The following is a 17160-nucleotide window of genomic DNA, read 5'->3' as shown; positions in this document are numbered from 1 at the left end:
TCCAACAAAACAACATTCACCACGCCAGCTTCCAATAAAAAACAGCGGCAATGGCCGTTTTTTTGTTCAACTGCAGCAATCAGCTGCCTTAACTCTCGGCAATTGGAGCAGCGATTGGTGAGGCAATCACCAGTGAAAGCCGCCACGCCAATTGAATCACCTCCATTGCACACAACCACATCACTGACCACGTGAAGACAATCTTCAAACCGCACATAATTCATTCCACAAAAACTTGCAGATGCTAGAAGCACTCGAAATTCCGAAGAAAATGCGTAAATCAATAGCAAGCCTGGCTGCTTTAACTGCCATGCTGAGCATTGGCAGTCCCTCAAGCGCCCAAACCACAGTCGACGCGACAGGCAGTGGCATCGGCTACTTCGTGACCACAGTGACCCCCCCCCGGAGGCTCCAGCAGGCTCGACCTCTACAAGATTGGCACCGACGGGGTTACCACACAAGTGCATGAAAATATTTTCCCAAACAGCACACTCAATACTTTCAGCACGTCTGATTATACAGTCAACACCAAGACCGGTAAAATTTACTTCTTAGAACCTCCTCAAGGCCAAGCAGAGAGGAAAATCAGAGTTTGGGACATTAAAACAGAAACGTTTGAGGGCTACACAACCATCGATGGACTTCCATCAGGCGGAAGCCCGATGTTTATTGAATACCCAACGAATTTGGATGAACTTGTCCAGAAACAATGCATATCCTCTGATGGCAGCTGCGACAGCAACGATCCAACCAAAGTAGTCTTGGGATCCGACGGCACTAATTCAGTAGCGGTCATCGATGAAGAAGGCCTAAGTGTCGGGGGCAAAAGCATTGTCCGACGTGAAATTAACCAACAGGGAGAAGAAGAACTTCATATTGGCGAAAACTCACTCGTCACTGTCGAATCCAATGGGGGGCAAAAGCTTTATGCCACCGATGCAGCAGGCAATAAGATTCCGATCAATGTCACCGAAGGAAGCGACCTTCAGATTAATGGCGTCAGCGTGCAAGGTCAGCTCGACCAACACACAACGGATATTCAAAGTAATACACGATCAATTAATAACAATACGGCAGCAATCAATGACCTTCAAGATGACGTGAAGGCCCTTGGCTCCGGCGTGGCCGGCGCGGCAGCACTATCAGCCGCTCTGTCAGCGTTACCAACTGTCTCAGACGATTCCCCCTTCTCCTGTGGTGTCGGTACCGGTGGATACAGCAGCCGCTACGCAATGGGCGTCGGCTGCGCAGCTCGCCTGAACCAACGACTTTCATTCAATGCAGGCGGCTCAGTGTTGTTTGGCGGGTCCAGCGATTACGGCCAAGGCAGCCTTGATACCGTGGCAGGGCGCGCAGGCTTTGTGTTCAAGCTGGGAACACTCACCCCCTCAAACAACCAGCAAACCAATACACAGCTGCAATCCAAGCTGAAAGACGTCGAGACCAAGAATGCAGAGCTGGCCTATCAACTGGAAAGCCTTCAACAAAGGCTGAACCAACTCGAAGCTCTGGCCACTGGAATCACAACACCGAAAGTGATGGCCACAACGACCATCACATCCAATCAGTAAGACCGGCCCCAAAAGATCGTCTCTCACCACGCCCGATACACAATCCGGCCCAACAGTTCACGCAACGCCCGGGAGCTGCCATCCAGAGCCTGGGCGCTGGGGAGCCATTGGGTGGGATCGCGCCAGAGGGGGCCCGCCCAGGCACCCCGGGTTTGGAAATCCACGGGAAACGGCTGCACCACGAGGCCTTGGCGCTCGAACAGGCGCTGGGCGCGGCGCATGTGGAAAGCGCTGGTGACCAAGAGGATGGGTGCGCGCGCAGGCAGCAGCTGGGCGATAGCGGCAGCCTCCTCTGCGGTGTTGACCACCGGCGGCGTGCTGGCCATGGCAGCGGAGGGAATGCCCAACTGCTGGGCTTCGCGGAGATAGCGCTCACCCTCCGGCGGCTGCCCCGGACGAAAGGGGCTAGCTCCGCCGGTGAACAGCAACCGCGGCGCCTTGCCGGCGCGGTAGAGATCAAGCCCCGCCAAAAAACGATCGGGATCGTGCCACTCGCTCACCCGGGCCCGGCCTGGGGCGGGATGGCGGCCGCCACTGAGCACCACGATCGCGTCAGCGCTGGGGGCCGCCGCCGCCGGCTGCCGCTGCCAAGGGGCTTCCAGCCAGCGCCAGAGGGTTTGGCTCACCAGCCCCAGGGAACACAGCCACAACAGCACCACAGCAGTGATCACCGGCCAGCGCCAACGGCCGATCAGCCCCACCACCAGCAGGAGCAAGCTGAGGCCAAGGGGCAACAGCGCCAGGGGAAGAATCTTGCTGAGCCAGTAGGTCATCAGCCTCCGCGGCGTTCGCCAAGAGACAGGGGATCGAACTGCACGGTGATGCCGAACTCCTCGGCAAATTCCACCACGCGGCACCAGGCGCGATCGCCCGCATCCGAGGGGCGGAGGATGCCGGTGAGCACCACTGGGGCGCTGCCGGTTTGCAGGGTCATCGTGAACAGGGGCCAGCCCAGCGACGCCTGCACGGAGTCGTCGCGATAGGTGGGGGCGACATCGAGGGCACCGATCAACACCCGGCGGCCATTGGCATCCCAGGCGTAGGCGATGCCGTAGCGCGCGAGCAGATCGGACGCCAGGGCCCAGGAGGTGCCCTGGGCATCGCTTTGCACCATGAGCGCCTCGCCGCGGGCCTGAATCGTGGTGCTGCCGCGGAACTGCAGCTGTGCGCCGGACGGCTGCCCAGGTTGCGTTGCCGAAGGCGAACCATCGGTGCCAGCGAGAATGGCGCGGATGCGGGCGCGCAGCTGATCGCCACCATCGGTGGGGCCGTTCTTCTCGAGCTGCAGCAGATCCCAACGCTCGCCGGTGCCGCCCCAGATCATGGGGCCGTAGTTGTCGTGCATGACGCGACCATCACGATTGGAAGCGGCTTCCGCGTGGGTCATCACGGTGCGGACCGTGATGGCATCAGCGCTCCAGCCCCAGCTGCGGGCGATGGCGGCGGCCTCCTCGCAGAGCGCTTGCAGCTGGGGTGGCGTGGGCGGCTGAGTCCAGGGGTCGGGGCTGCCGCCCATGCAGGCGCAGGAGAGGGCGACGCTGTTGCTGTTGCGGGCGTAGGTGTGGGCGGGCAGATCCACGCTGTAGGCATGGAGCCGGTGCACACGGCCACCACCACTAATGATCGCGTGGTAGTGGCCGGGCCGGATCCAGTCGTAACCGGTGGCCGTCCAGTGCAGATACAGGGTGGGAGCCATGGGGCTGATGGAGCGTCCGCTCAACCCTCAGGATCAATCAAGCCTCGCCATCGCGCCATGACTTCGCTGAAGGGGTGCTGTTCTGCACGGTGACAGCCCTGGGCCTCGAACGACTCTTGCTGTCTTGACGCAGCGGTGGAACAGGGGGGTGCAGCTGATTCACGCTTGGGGATCAATCAGGCAAAGCGCCTCGCCACCACCAGGCACCGCAAGGGTGCTCAGGCGTGCATCGAAGCTCACCAGGCAGCCTCCTTGGTGCACAGCCAAGGCGAGGAGATAGGTGTCGGTGATTTGGCCGTGATGAAGCAGCAGCTCAGCCTGCAGCTCGCCATCAGCGGACCAGGAGAGGAGGTCAGGCCAGAACAGGTGACCTGGATGGGAGAGCATCCCCTTCAGCAACGACATCACCGAGGCCGGGCCACCGGGGCTGTTGGGATAGCGGGGATTACTGAGGATGCGCAGCAGGGCGTTCTGGGTCAACGGACATGTCGCCCAGCCACGGCTGGCGTTGGCCTGGAACCAGCGATGAGCAGGCTCGTGATGCACGTGCTGGGGATCCAGCAAGGCGATCAACACGTTCACATCCAATAAAGGAATGGGTGCAGCCATCAACGCTCCTCATCACGCAGCTGATTCACCAGGGTGAGATCAACCACACCACCTGAAGAGGTGATAGGCAGGAGCGGCAAGCCGGACCGCTCCGATCGCGGCTCCTCCGGCCCAGCGGGGCGGCGCAACGCCTGGCGCGCCAACTCACTGATCACCGCACCAACACTGAGGTGCCGCTGGCGGGCAAGAACGCGTGCGGCATCGAGCACATCGTCATCCAACTGGAGCGTGGTGCGCATCAAGCATCACTCATCTGACACCACGCTAGACCCGACTGCCGAACCCGCTTAACCACTCCCGAGCGGCTTTCACAAGGCCGCTGGCCTCAACCGCAACAGCCACTTCGGCCGCGGCCTGAAAGCAGTGTTGAAAGCAGATCGGCCCACGGGGAAGGAGCAGAGCTATAGAAAACCCTTTTATGCCCATAAACGCATAAATTGCTCACAAAAAATCAGCCCACGGCTGTCTTTGCACCATCCCGCTGCCACTCAGGCACCAGCTCCGCCAGTAGGTTCAATGCAACCTCCACATCCTGAGCCGCGATCGCGGCATCGAGCACATCGAGGCGAGGCCAAAGCAACTCTGGCGCCAGGGCTCGTTCCTGGGCGCGGAAGATCAGGGGATGCTTCGTGGGTTCAGATTCGGCATCGATCAGCAGCTCCTCGTAGAGCTTTTCGCCGGGGCGCAGGCCGGTGCAGGTAATCGTGATCTCACCGTTGGGGTTCTTGGCATCCCGCAGCGACAGGCCACTGAGGCGCACCATCTGCTCCGCCAGGTCTTTGATGAGCACCGGTTCACCCATGTCGAGAAGAAATAGATCACCGCCCTGGGCGAGGGTGGCGGCCTGGAGCACCAGCTGGGCCGCCTCCGGGATCGTCATGAAATAACGAATGATCTCCGGGTGGGTGAGGGTGATCGGCCCACCAGCAGCGATCTGGCGGCGGAACAAGGGAACAACCGAACCCGACGAGCCCAACACATTGCCGAAGCGCACCATCGCCAGTCGAGTGCGGGGATGGCCAGCAGCCTTTGAACTCTCAAGCAGCTCCAGTGCCGACGCCTGCACCACCAGCTCAGCCAGGCGTTTGCTGGCGCCCATCACATTGGTGGGACGCACCGCCTTATCGGTAGAAATCAGCACCAGTTCGCTGACGCCCGTCGCCACCGCGGCCTGACAGACCACCCGGGTGGAGCCCACGTTGTTGGCCAAGCCCGCCAGCGGGTTGGCCTCCACTAAGGGCACGTGTTTGTAGGCAGCAGCATGGAACACGGTCTGCACGCCATGGCCTGCAAACAGACGTTGCACCAGGGACGGATCGGCGGCGCTACCGAGCACTGGCAACAACTCCACCGAAGCGGGCAGCCGGTGGCGCAGCTCCTGCTCCACGGCATAGAGCGACGGTTCACTGCTCTCGAGCAGGATCAAGACCTGGGGACTATGCTGCAAGATCTGTCGGCAGAGCTCGGAGCCGATCGAGCCACCGGCGCCGGTGACGCACACCACCGCATCGCGCAGGCCAGGGCCGAGCAGCTCCGGCACAGGCGACACGGGATCACGGCCGAGCAGGTCTTCAATGGCGACGGGGCGGAGTGCATCGATGCGGGCCCGGCCGGAGGTGAGGTCATCCACCGAGGGGATCTGCAACACCGGGATCGCCTGGCGTTGCAACTCAGCCACGATGCGGCGGCGTTCACGGCGAGGCAACGAGGGGATCGCCAGCAACACCTGATCCAGCTGGTCCTGGATCTGACTCAGCACTTGGGGCGGCTGGATCGGAATGCCATTGATCGTGCGCTGCCAGAGAACTGGAGCATCATCGAGAAAGGACACGATCTGGTGGTTGCCGGCCAGGCGAAGGGCTGCGGCAAGCTGGGCGCCGGCCTCACCGGCGCCGTAGATGGCCACACGCATCATCTGCTTTTGGCTCACCGACCGCAGCGACAGAAGCAGATCTCTCAGGGCAAAACGCACCGCTCCGGTGAAAGCGGTGAGCAGCAACCAGAGCAGGATCCAGCTGCTGCGGGGCGGCATCGGCAAACGCAAGATCACGCCGGTGCCCGCCAACAGCAGCACAAGAAGTCCGTTGCGGCCAGCGAGCCGGTAGAGGGCCAGGCTGCCGACGTAGCGCGTGAGGCCTTTGTATTGGCCGGTGAAGGCGTAGAGCGGCAGGCCAACCAGCAACACTGCTGGGAGCAACCACAGACCGGCAGCCAGAAAGCTGGGATGGAATGGCTGAGCCAGCCGCAGCCAGAAGCTGAGCCACACTGCCAGTGGCAGAAGTAGCGAGTCTGCGCCGATGAGCAACAGGCGGCGGGCCCTGGGCGGAAAGCGAACAGCTCGTTCGGCGACTTTGATCGGATAAGAACGCGACACCTCAGGTTTCAATGTCGGGATACCACGCCAAAGGGAACCGCCACGCTTTGATCCAGCCAGAAGCCGATCAGCAGCTCAAGGGCGGCAATGATGATCACCCATGACAAGCCACCCCACAGCAAAGCGATTGCGATCAAAGCGGTGGCGGCGATGTAGAGGCTGGAAACGCGGGCATGGGACCAGCCGGCCTGATGCAGGCGCTGGAAAAGATGCAGGCGATGGGCCTGAAACACCTGCTGCCCGGCAATCAGTCGCCGCGGCACGCAAAGACAGGCATCGCCTAAGAGCGGGGTAGCCACCAGCAACAGGGCGAGCGCTTCAGGCCAGTTGGACGCCTGAAGCACGAGCACAGCAAACACGGCACCCAGAAAGGTACTGCCCACATCGCCCATGAACACCTTGGCGGGGCTCCAATTCCAGAACAGGAACCCCAACAAGGCACCCACCAGGGCCCAGATGGGCCAGGGAGCCGAAAGCTGGATCGCAGCCGCAGTCATTGCCACGGCCATGCAACCAGCCACCAGGCCATCCAGACCATCCATGAAATTGGTGAAGTTGATCACCGCAGTGACGGCAATGACCAACAACGCAAGCAGGGGAAGCAGTCCGACGGACGGAACCACCAACGGGCTAGTAAGGACAGCCACCAGGGCTGTGGCGAGCTGCACGCCATAGCGCCAACCGGCGGGCAGGTTGTGGCGATCGTCGAGAAAGCCCACCAGAGCCAGGGGCAATGCAAGCAAGGGAGCAACGAGGAGGGGCAAAGGGGTTGAATCGAAACCAGACCTAACCAACCAAGCGAGAGAACTGGCAAGGGAGGCAACCAACACAAAGGCCACGCCACCACCACGAGGGGTGGGCTGGCTGTGAGAGCTGCGCTCATTGGGTTGATCGAGCAGGCGGCGGCGGAGGCTGGGAATCAGACCCCGCAAAAGCCACCAGCTTGAGGCAGCTGCGATCACAACCACGGAAAAACCGAGAAGTTCCATCAGGCCAACAGCAGAAGTGGAAAGGGAATGAGTTCAGAGCCGAGGAACTGGTGAGCTGGCGTGAAACCGGAGAGGTTGGCTCTCGTAGGCAGCATGGCTTCAAAGGCAATGGGGAGCGCAGCAGAAGGTGCCTGGCGAGAACGAAAAAGGATAGGTTGAGGGTCGGTAGCCTTGGGCAACGATGAGCGGGATCATCCGGGGGGTGGCACGGCTACAGGCTCGGATCATGGCGGCGTAGCTGAGGAGGGAATCGCCGCCCCGGCCGATGCATGCCGGAAAGACGTATCTGTAAACAGAGACGATTGAGGGTGAGTCACAAGCTTTCTTGCCGTGGAGACGATAACGGGATGAAGGTAGGATTGACAAAGGTCAGGGCTCCAGAGCGTGTCTGAGGCAACCGATCCCCCGGCCTGTCATCTGTTGCTGCTAGAAGTATTTAGGGCAACAAGGAAAAGCCGAATCGGAGGTCAAATCGTCAAGGATCCTAACTTTGTGGTGCCGGCGCCTGACCCTTCATGCGGATCTGATCTGACTTCTGAGGCACACTAATCATGCCCACATACGTGGTTGAATGCTGAGAAAAATTTGGAAACAACACCCATAACGGACAAAAAAAAGCTCTAGCACCTGCTCAAGGTTCTTCACCAGCACATTTGGTGCAATATTTAATCATTCGGGGGAGTCGAGCTTCTCGGGGATCAAACACCACCCAAACAACTTTTACAAAGACCGATAGTGACTTATACAGCGGTCCGTTGAAGCTGTTCGTGATGATACTACCGTTTCTCTTCAGCCAATAATTCTGGATCGCTCAGGGGAACCGAGCAGTGATCTACTTAAGCATATGCCATGGCGAATACAAAAGACACTTTTGACGCGCGTTCGATAGATCGATTCTGGACAGATCACCTTGGGGTAGGGAACAGGACGGCGGCGATAATATCGTGCCTGAACATTCAAGTCTTCTCGTTCGTTGTTGGGAGCAAAACTGAGTCGGCCTAGGATGCTAGGCGGCACCTGTCAACGGAATCGAAATGTTTGCTCAGGAGTCGCAATTGCAGGGTACCATTGCACGCAGGATCATCAAGCGTGAGCATGGCAGCAGTTGGCGAGCCAAAAAGAAAGACTTCTGCTGTAAAATGGAATAGCGTGGAATGATAAAAAACAAGCTCGCTGACAACCAGCAACTTCTGGTAATTAGAGTTTTCAGCGACGATAAGGCAGCCTCAACAGGCGATCAGCGCGTCAATGCTAGAAAGTTAACGCTTCAAGTGACCGAGCTGATACAAGATGACTTTGCAGATATTGCTGATGCGGGGCAACTCCTCATGACCACTGCAAGAAACTGTTGCCGCACCCTCTAGCGGTGCACATTTAGGTCAGTACCGCTTCGGTCGCTGACCTAAATATGCACTGCATCAATCAGGATCTCAGCTGCTTTCCTGGCTTCATTGAGCAATAACAGGTAGGTTCAATAACGGATATCCATCCATCACAACAAAGGTCGCATCAAACGTGAGTGAACACTGGTACGTCTGTTTATTGAAGGATTGTTATACAGCGTCCGTAGTAGTGCACAACCCAGAGGCAATGCAGCTGTCATCTACGGTGGGTCTGATCTTCAAATGAGTAAATGACAATGTGGCAATAACGCAGAACAAGTTTGCAACAGTCATTCAGAATGGCATCAGAAAGGCACATGCGGAGATATACAATCATGGATGGATCAAGTGTCGCCGAACATTGGAATGGTGGCAAGCAGATGAAGAATTGCAGGTATAAATTTTCTTTGATCTGCTAGAGCAGAACTTCGTCCGTGAGCCCGAGCGAGCCTTGAGAATCATGCGCCCGGTGCAATGAGGAAGGGCTATGCCGGTACAACGAGGCACTTACAGAGTTGCGCTGCATAGTCGTCCTCCAGCTCATCCAACGGTATGAGCTCAGTAAGATTTATCCAGCGACTGTAACCTGAGAGTTTGCCAGCAAAAGGAAGGGAAAAGTCGTTGAAAGAGAGCTAATGACAATCCTCACGCCGGTACATGTGGTAGCGCCGGACTGCAATTGGGTAGAACTAGTACGCCCGCATTTTTCTGCCAGGAAATGACGAGAAGAATTGCGCTGCAGTAGATCTGGACGTTTTCAGGAAACCCCCAGGTGGACAAGTTTAGTGAAAAGGTACAAACTCAAGAATCGGCAAGAACAAAGAGACAAGACCATAAGAAGATGAAAAGGTGCAAGTTGTCAAATTGACTCTAAAGTAGTGATGTATGAGAGAAGACCACGAGGCAATGTGACCTGCGGGATGGAAGGGAACAGAAGATTCCAGTCAGAACGGTAAATCTTATCTTCACGAAGCCGAAGTAATTGCTCTGAGGTTACAGGTAGCCTAATACCTGTGAACTCAGAAAGTCTAAGAAGCCTTGATAGAAGGTTGACGGGAATATCAAGGATACGAAGCCTAGAGCCAGAAAGATCAGAGATTAAGCCGCAGATAGAGAGCAATGAAGATTGATCGGGTCCACATATATTAAAGAAACCCTGAAGAGAGTCGAGATCAGACAGGCAAAAGTGAAGCATTGAAGTATATATAGCAAACGAGACATCAGAATAATAGATAGGCTGAAAAAGAGACCGTCCACCATAGGGAAGGCACACTGGCAATCCCGAGGATATTAAGTTGTACAGTTTATGTATATTACGATCTCGCCTTGAACCATAAATAAGTGTGGAGCGAAGATAGGTAAAGCCAAAAAGATAGCGTTGAATAGAGGCTTCAGCTTTGACATAGGGTGCTGAACAATCATCAAAACGAGAAAAGACCCCTGTCGAACCAAGCACAATTAGGTAAGGTGATATGACTAATTGCTCAATAGCATTAAGCAATTGTGGTACAAACCTGGACTGAGCGAGATGCACGATAAGATCTGGACGAGTATCAGCCAGACAATCAATAATGTGTGTGACATTGGAGCAGTCACCATAATGAATTGAAGAAAAGACCAAAGAGTGATAAGGTGAATTGGCGACGGATGATGGCCGTTGAAATGAATGGAAAGTGTGATTTCGCAGTTCCAGGCTGTTGACAAGAAGCTGAAGCAAGCGAGAACCTACAAGACCTGTGGCTCCAGTTACAACTATGTTCATGAAAAAGGCCTGAGGATTTTTGAATAGGCGGAATTTATACGCTGAGAAAACCGTTGCGGTGAAAAGAGACTTTCGTAGACATAGTTTGAATTCTCTGCGTAGGTCTGTAAAACTGAAGGATTCTGATAAAAATAGAGTATATGACGAGCAATCTGAAACGGAGACCTGATTGGGACCAGGAAACCATTAAACTCATCGAAAACCATCTCTGAGCAACCGCCGACATTAGTTGAGATGACCGGCAAACCACAAGATAAAGCATCGATAATACTAATCGGAAGACCCTCATAAAAAGAGGAGAGAATAAAGACATCAGCCTGTAGATACTCATTAGCGAGGTCAGCCATATGACCGGCAAAGTGTATATTTCGCAAGGATAAAGAATGCGCGAGATCCTGGAATTTTGGCAGGAGCGGGCCATCGCCAATCAAAACAAGCTCTACCTTGACGTGTGAAGGAAGCAGGGATAAAGCTAAAAGTAGTGACATGTGGTCCTTTTGGGCTGAGAAGCGAGAGACACTAAGCAGCCTTAAAATATGTGGCTCAAGTACTTGTGAAGAACGAGATAGTAATCCAGCGCTAGGGTGAGTTAGAGAAGTGGTATTATAGACAATTGAGGATGCTTGAGAAGTAAGCTTGGTCTTGCAGCCGTAGAGATAATCAGCTTCGGAAACAAATAAATGAGTACCAATATTACGAAGAAAGAACTCAAGAGAGAAATAGGCAAGAAAAGAGATAGGAGACTTCGTTGAATATACAGACCAGCCATGAATTGTATAACAACAGGGTGTGCGTGTGAGAAAGCAGGCTAATCGAAAGATGATACCAGCTTTACTAGAATGAATAGAAACTAGGTTTGGCCTCAACCGGAAAAGTAGAATGATCGCATCACGCAAGGTTAAAGCATCATGAACTATATTAATTCTGTTGAAGAAGTATCTAAGCCTGTGATGGGAGATTGATGACTGGAAGCGTGAGACGATATTATCATGACTACAATATCCGGCGACAAGATGAAACTCATAAAGATCAGATGACATAGATGAGATAACTGAGCGTATATGAGCGTGTACGCCACCAAAAGTATCGGATCTAGTGACAGCAAATAGTATTTTTTTCCTTGGGGTCATAGGTTGAACCAAGAAGAGTCAATTTCGCGAATAGTCCTTGCGGGACTACCAAAAGAAACAGTATTGGGGGGGGTTGAGGAGGTGACTAAGGATAAAGCTCCAACAATAGAGTGAGTGCCAATAGATACACCTGGCAAAATGACTGCAGATGAAGCGATCCAGACATGTGATTGGATCCTAATGGGTGCGGAAACGTGCACACGAAATGTTTGATAGGTAGAAGTATGCAAGGTAACACCAGACGATATGGTGACATAAGAACCGATAGAAACGAGATCGGTGCAATTTATCAATACATTATGATTAATCTTTGTGTGACTACCAATAGAAAGGTTGGCAGGATCACCAATAATGGAAACCGGGCCATAGAATAAGGTGGTCCAGCAAACATCAGCGCCTAGTAGTCTTAGATAGGAAACTGTGACTTTAGAGAACAGTCGTATCCTAAGCGTATTTAGAGAAGAGAGAGCTTTAGAAAGCATTGAGAGATGAAGCGATTCGGAGAAAGTCAGAAACAGCATGCCTAACACTCAGGCGATGGCAAGAACGTGAAGGGAAGCTAACCTTTTCATTACGGTAGAAATGTACTACTTGAGCAAAATGAGCGGCCATACTATCAATAGAGTAGTTAGCGAGGAATTTAGGTGCTAGTAACTGAGCTTTTGCATAGTGTAGATCACGATTTTCCAAGGCGGAGGCTACGGTAGCGATAAGTGTTGATGGCGGAGTATCAAGAGATATGGGGACAATATTCTGTGTGACCAGGGAATGCTCAGGAAGCATCGTTGAGCAGCCAACTGGGGTCGCCGAACTAGCCCCGATTTCCCAATATTTTCGAAGAGAAAGATTCCATTGGGTACTACATGTAATAACAAAGTAGGATCTCCTAAGTAGCTCGATATATTGAGATCCAATAACTGAATGGGAGAGTCTAGAACGGCGTGTGCCAGGATAAGGTAGGGTATGTACAGCAATATTAGAAGATGCCAAAATATCATAGATGTAATTTCGCAGAGGCGTAAAAGGCTTACTATGACTGGCATAGAGCAAAGGGATGTCCTTCTTGATTGGTGCTAGGTAGTCTTGAGGACGAATAGATGGAGGCAAGAGGGTAACGCCACGAAGAGATTGGGAATATTGCGCTACGGTAGTTAAAGAAGACTCGTGATAGGTAAATAAGTGGTCGACTCTAAGACGTCCGAAAAAGTATCTTGCGTAAATAGTGTTTAAAAAGAAATCGCTGATAACAGAGGTTGAAAGGCAATGTGTTGGAATCCGAAAGAGAAAATGTTTGGCTGTTACTCCAGCCTTAACGTGCCAAATAGGCTCCTCGTACACAATGCAGGACAGTTGCTTCCAGTGACGATCAATGAACTCTTGAATGATGCGATGAGATATTTTATCTACGTAGAAGAGTTTTGACGGATTGCGCTTGAGAAGGTGGTCGTACAGTTCATGTCTCTCGCGATCCATGAGCTGGTCAAGGATAGATAGTGTTAAAATGAGTATCATGAAAAGGAAAGACGTGCGTGCAGTTCTGGTGAGGTTAAAATATAAAGAGTCCCGGCCACCTCAACAAGAGAGAAAGTGATCAAAGCTCCATAAAGGCCAAAAGAAAGGGAGAGTAGAACGATAGAAATAGAATATACAATCAAGGCGATTAATGAAGAAATAAGGTTCAATTTTAGCAAATCAAGCTTTAGAAGCAAGGGAGTTGTCCAAACAAAAGGAATAGCAATACATGAGGCTGGTATATAAAATTGAAGAGCGCGGTAGAGGCTTGGATATTGAGGATAAACAAAGATCAATAATGGCTTGAGTAAAAAGATAATCAAGAATGACAATAGAAGAAGTATGCTTGAAGCAAATATGGAAAGAGATACAGCTCTTGTAAAACGCCTCACAGAGATAGGTTGGGTATTTTGTGTGAGTTCATGAGTGATAAATACACGAATACTGGACAGAATGGATGGGAGAAGTGAACCAATGGTTTTAGTAATTTTGTAAACAGCTATAATTGGCAAAGGTAGGAAAGAACTAAGGATGAAGAGATCAGATCGAGAGATTATGCCAACAGTTGTATCGCTAAGATACGTGATCCTTACCTGTGATATGAAATTCGAGGAGTCGGACGAAAACTGATAACCATTGGTCAAGAGATACGGGATGTCTATTAAAAGAGCTAGAGACGCTAAGTAAGAGAGGAAAAGAGGTAAAGACGAAATGGTTGTAGCCCAAACAACACCACTTATCGTGAAACCAACGGATGCAAATATGAGAACAAAGATAACGAGACGGAGAAGATTTGGGACAACTATGAATTTAAGGTAGTTTGCGCTATGAGGATTCTGCCTACAATAGAGACGAGCGAAAGGGAAGAGGAAAGAGGGGAGAGCTGATAAAAAAATCAAAAAGAGATATAGATTAGAGAATTCAGAACTTATATCAACCGGGAGTAATGCCAAAAGAAGTAGAAAGAGTATTCCAGAAAAGGCAAATGATAGGGCAAGAAGAAGAAGGCAGGTGATTACAATTTCACTGCGGGAAGAACGACTGTTAAAAGTGTTATAACTCCTTAATAGAAGCTCTTCGTATCTAAATCCGACAAGAAGAGTAGTAAGGGGGATGAGAGAATTGACAACGGAGAAAGAAGCAAAGAGAGAAGGGGTGAGAGATGAACTGATAAGAAAGAATATAAATACAGGCACATACTGAGAGATCAGGCTAGAGGAAATGAACTTAAGAAAGGTTTGGGATAAGATTCTAGATACCAAAGACATAGGGAAAAACAAGAGGGTTAAATAAGAAGATCAGGCCAGCTGTAAATGAAAATAGGTACAATATTTTCCTAGGCAAGGTTGGAGGAATATGGTGTGTTAAGGCCAATATAATAGGAAGGGACACGAGACCGTTTAATCTGGCGATAGATGGAAACAGAGCTATGATCACACCTGTCAAGATAAGATAGATGTAGAACGGGTAGTATTGTTGAGGCATGTAGCGGTAAGCAAATATTAGCAGGAAGAAAATAATCAAAATCCTTAAACCAGTGCTGCCGCTGTCTACGGATTGAAAACGTTCTAAGAATTTCGAGATTATCAAACTGGACATAGGAGTAAGATATCGAAGTGATGCAATAATAACAGCAAGGCTAACTAGAGCTGACGGCATTTGTTTGTAGAGAAACTTCAAGCGGCGAGTTTTTTGTAATGTATTATGAAATTGCGACAACATAGAGGGAATTAATAAGACAATGGAGGATACATGGAATAAAGCCAGGTATAGATAACTTGCAATAGGAGGTTGATTAGGATAGCAGTTAGCAATAAGAAGGATCAGAAATAGATAGGCAACACCTAATCGAAAAGTAGCATAAAGACAGACATTGAGAGAAGAATAGAAGATCAATATTACAGATAGATTGCTAAATCGTTTAGTGATGCAGATAGCAGAAAGAAAGAATCCAAAGAATAAAGCATAGGCCAAAGAGAATGATATACTGAGTGATTGAGAAAAGAGCGAGATTATTTTTGCAATCAGATTAAAACCAACCATATACTCTGTCTGAGTAAACAGAGTCTGATGTAATGGCAATTCTTGGATACGATCAGAGAAGTAATGATAGTATAATCTATCGCCGTGATCAGAAATACATCCAAAAGCGACTGAGTTTACGGCTATAAATACAAAGGCGAACCATGGATCCGACTTTGAGGGACGAAAAGTGAGAATAAAAAGAAGAAGCGGAACTAATGCGCGATTGACAAGAGTCAATAAAGAAATATCAGCTTCATTCATAGGCATCAGCAAGAAGATAGTTAATTGATCTAATATAGATATCAAGATTAGAATTGGGTTCTAAGAATATTGTTGTTGATGAAGGAAAAGCTGCTTCGGTGATGCCGCCTACATTATGTGCGAGGAGCGGTATTGAAAGGACTGAAGCTTCATGAGCTACCCTACAATATGTCTCATTAACATCAGACAAAACACATATTAATGCTGCATCGGCATAGTAGTTTTTGGGATCTCCCCATTCAAGATAAGTAATACCGTCTAAAGAATTACGAGAAGTAGCTTGGCGTGATACACAGCAAAATTGATGTAATGATGAAATTAAGCTGTAGTACTTGGATAGTCGGCGAAAGAGTGGAAGACCTTTTAATGAACTGTCGCCAAAGAGATATATTTTATAGCCTGATTTAGTCGAAAAATTTCTTTGGCGTAATTCTCGTATAGCAGTTATAAATTCATCAGAGACTGAGGGGTAGAAGACGGGGATCGTTTGAGGGTCTAATCGATAGAGGCGTGCCAGTAGATCTCTTGTGTAAAGCGAGTTGGCTGCAAAAGTAAATCGTGAATATCTGAGCAACTGTCGATAGAGTAAACGGAAGGGAAGGTCTAAGAGAGCTCTTAATGCGAACTTAAGAAATGGAGCGATAGAAGTGTACGACGAGTATGGCCTTGGAGTAAGACCTGTGTCAGATTCGCTACGAAAAACGAAAATAGAATTATCAGGGTATTTAGATAAGAGTGGGATGGAATGGAATCCTACGCCGATAATTATGGGACTCTGCGCAAAGGTAGGTGCAATGTGTGGAGCGATGGTGAGGAGTAGGTAGTAAAGGAGAACATTGCAAAATGGTGAGATTTTATCAAGGGGTCCGAATTCGGGATAAAAGCAAAATTCATCTGGTGTCTTTTCGAAAATGATAGGACATGTGTGGAAGTGCTTATTTTTCCCTAAGCGTATGCGCTTGATGTGAGTATGTGGATATATATCGAGGATGATGGATTCACTACTTAGCTCAGCTCCTCCAATGTTGCTGCCTACAAAACGGCCAACCAGATAAGAAGTCTTGGTGGTATCCGGTATGGGTTGCATGCTTTCGTAGCAAGTGGAATGATTTAGATGCAGTGGTCTTGTCATGCAGTGCATCATTATGCACCAGGCTTAGTTAGACTGCTAGTTCTGATTGTAGACCAAATAGAAGACCAGAAGAACGATCGACTGAGAAATAAGAAATAATGTAGCATTCATTGAAGAAGCACAAAAAAGAAACTGGACGAAAAACGTCGGATCAATTCAGTATCAGAAAAGAAGTACTACCTATTCAGCAGAAGGTGAGAATGGTGAGTTGATGGCAAGATGGCGTAGACCGTCAACAGTCAGAGCAAGTAAGGTTAATTAAGAGAGCGCGGTGGAACAAAGCGTTGGGAGGCAATAGATCTGCAATAAAATGAGAAAAGGTAAAGTAAAGTAGCGTAGGCGGCTTAAGGAGATTGCACGGGTTACCGTTTGGGTGATGGAGAGAAATTATGCTGATAAAGCCAGATTTGGTTAGTTACACGAATCGCCTGTTGCCACGAAAGCTTTCACCCTTAGATCGGCACGCCCAGGGCAGAACCTATTTTTAAGTCACTCCAAAGAGCACGCCCCCGGCTGATTTCTGACCTCCCCAACAGCATGATCAACCCCTTGACGTCATGATCCAAGGCGACGGTGCCCTTAGTGATCGGCCAGATCCCATCGAGCCGAAAGGGCTTTGATGGATAGGCTCCGCAGCGTGGCCAGGATTTGGACGCCGATGTTCTCCCGGTATCGGTGGTCTTCTTCCCGCAAGGGCACATCGCACACGCAATGCCA

Annotated in this window: 14 protein-coding genes; 1 reads left to right on the top strand and 13 read right to left on the bottom strand. The window is 50.9% G+C overall.

What is annotated here, in order from left to right; translation table 11 throughout:
- Positions 1-461 precede the first annotated feature (461 nt).
- A complete protein-coding gene (locus tag CWE17_RS07220) occupies positions 462-1571 on the top strand; it encodes a YadA C-terminal domain-containing protein (RefSeq protein WP_131455748.1) in 1110 nt (369 codons plus the stop codon).
- Between the two features lie 23 nt (positions 1572-1594).
- Here the strand turns inward: CWE17_RS07220 and CWE17_RS07215 are convergent, their stop codons facing one another.
- The 13 genes from CWE17_RS07215 to CWE17_RS07155 form a co-directional block, all read right to left on the bottom strand.
- Positions 1595-2344, bottom strand: a complete 750-nt coding sequence (locus CWE17_RS07215) for a YdcF family protein (RefSeq protein WP_131455747.1) — start codon at positions 2342-2344, stop codon at positions 1595-1597.
- Positions 2344-3267, bottom strand: a complete 924-nt coding sequence (locus tag CWE17_RS07210) for an N-acetylmuramoyl-L-alanine amidase (protein WP_131455746.1) — start codon at positions 3265-3267, stop codon at positions 2344-2346. Before CWE17_RS07210 ends, CWE17_RS07215 begins: the two co-directional genes overlap by 1 nt.
- A gap of 159 nt (positions 3268-3426) precedes the next feature.
- On the bottom strand, positions 3427-3876 hold the full coding sequence (locus CWE17_RS07205) for a TA system VapC family ribonuclease toxin (protein ID WP_131455745.1): 450 nt from the start codon (positions 3874-3876) through the stop codon (positions 3427-3429).
- Positions 3876-4115, bottom strand: a complete 240-nt coding sequence (locus CWE17_RS07200) for a CopG family transcriptional regulator (protein WP_131455744.1) — start codon at positions 4113-4115, stop codon at positions 3876-3878. Before CWE17_RS07200 ends, CWE17_RS07205 begins: the two co-directional genes overlap by 1 nt.
- A 212-nt stretch (positions 4116-4327) precedes the next feature.
- Complete coding sequence (locus CWE17_RS07195; protein WP_240789304.1) at positions 4328-6250, bottom strand: nucleoside-diphosphate sugar epimerase/dehydratase; 1923 nt, start codon at positions 6248-6250, stop codon at positions 4328-4330.
- An 8-nt stretch (positions 6251-6258) separates the two neighbouring features.
- The gene (locus tag CWE17_RS07190; RefSeq protein ID WP_131455742.1) at positions 6259-7239 is read right to left on the bottom strand and encodes a glycosyltransferase family 4 protein; all 981 of its coding nucleotides are present in this window, start codon (positions 7237-7239) and stop codon (positions 6259-6261) included.
- A 2241-nt stretch (positions 7240-9480) separates the two neighbouring features.
- Complete coding sequence (locus CWE17_RS07185; protein WP_131455741.1) at positions 9481-10383, bottom strand: NAD(P)-dependent oxidoreductase; 903 nt, start codon at positions 10381-10383, stop codon at positions 9481-9483.
- On the bottom strand, positions 10380-11513 hold the full coding sequence (locus CWE17_RS07180; RefSeq protein WP_131455740.1) for a glycosyltransferase: 1134 nt from the start codon (positions 11511-11513) through the stop codon (positions 10380-10382). Before CWE17_RS07180 ends, CWE17_RS07185 begins: the two co-directional genes overlap by 4 nt.
- A complete protein-coding gene (locus CWE17_RS12520) occupies positions 11510-11995 on the bottom strand; it encodes a hypothetical protein (RefSeq protein WP_370318291.1) in 486 nt (161 codons plus the stop codon). Before CWE17_RS12520 ends, CWE17_RS07180 begins: the two co-directional genes overlap by 4 nt.
- Positions 11985-13025 carry a hypothetical protein gene (locus CWE17_RS12130; RefSeq protein WP_162604293.1) on the bottom strand — a complete coding sequence of 347 codons (1041 nt, stop codon included), beginning with the start codon at positions 13023-13025 and terminating at the stop codon, positions 11985-11987. Before CWE17_RS12130 ends, CWE17_RS12520 begins: the two co-directional genes overlap by 11 nt.
- The gene (locus CWE17_RS07165) at positions 13022-13357 is read right to left on the bottom strand and encodes a hypothetical protein (RefSeq protein ID WP_131455737.1); all 336 of its coding nucleotides are present in this window, start codon (positions 13355-13357) and stop codon (positions 13022-13024) included. Before CWE17_RS07165 ends, CWE17_RS12130 begins: the two co-directional genes overlap by 4 nt.
- Positions 13358-14276: 919 nt before the next feature.
- On the bottom strand, positions 14277-15311 hold the full coding sequence (locus tag CWE17_RS07160) for a hypothetical protein (RefSeq protein ID WP_131455736.1): 1035 nt from the start codon (positions 15309-15311) through the stop codon (positions 14277-14279).
- Positions 15304-16443 carry a glycosyltransferase gene (locus tag CWE17_RS07155; RefSeq protein ID WP_161971422.1) on the bottom strand — a complete coding sequence of 380 codons (1140 nt, stop codon included), beginning with the start codon at positions 16441-16443 and terminating at the stop codon, positions 15304-15306. Before CWE17_RS07155 ends, CWE17_RS07160 begins: the two co-directional genes overlap by 8 nt.
- Positions 16444-17160: the final 717 nt, after the last annotated feature.

Source organism: Synechococcus sp. BS56D, assembly GCF_004332405.1.
In the GTDB taxonomy this organism is placed as follows: domain Bacteria; phylum Cyanobacteriota; class Cyanobacteriia; order PCC-6307; family Cyanobiaceae; genus Synechococcus_C.
This window is presented reverse-complemented; position numbering and strand designations above follow the sequence as displayed.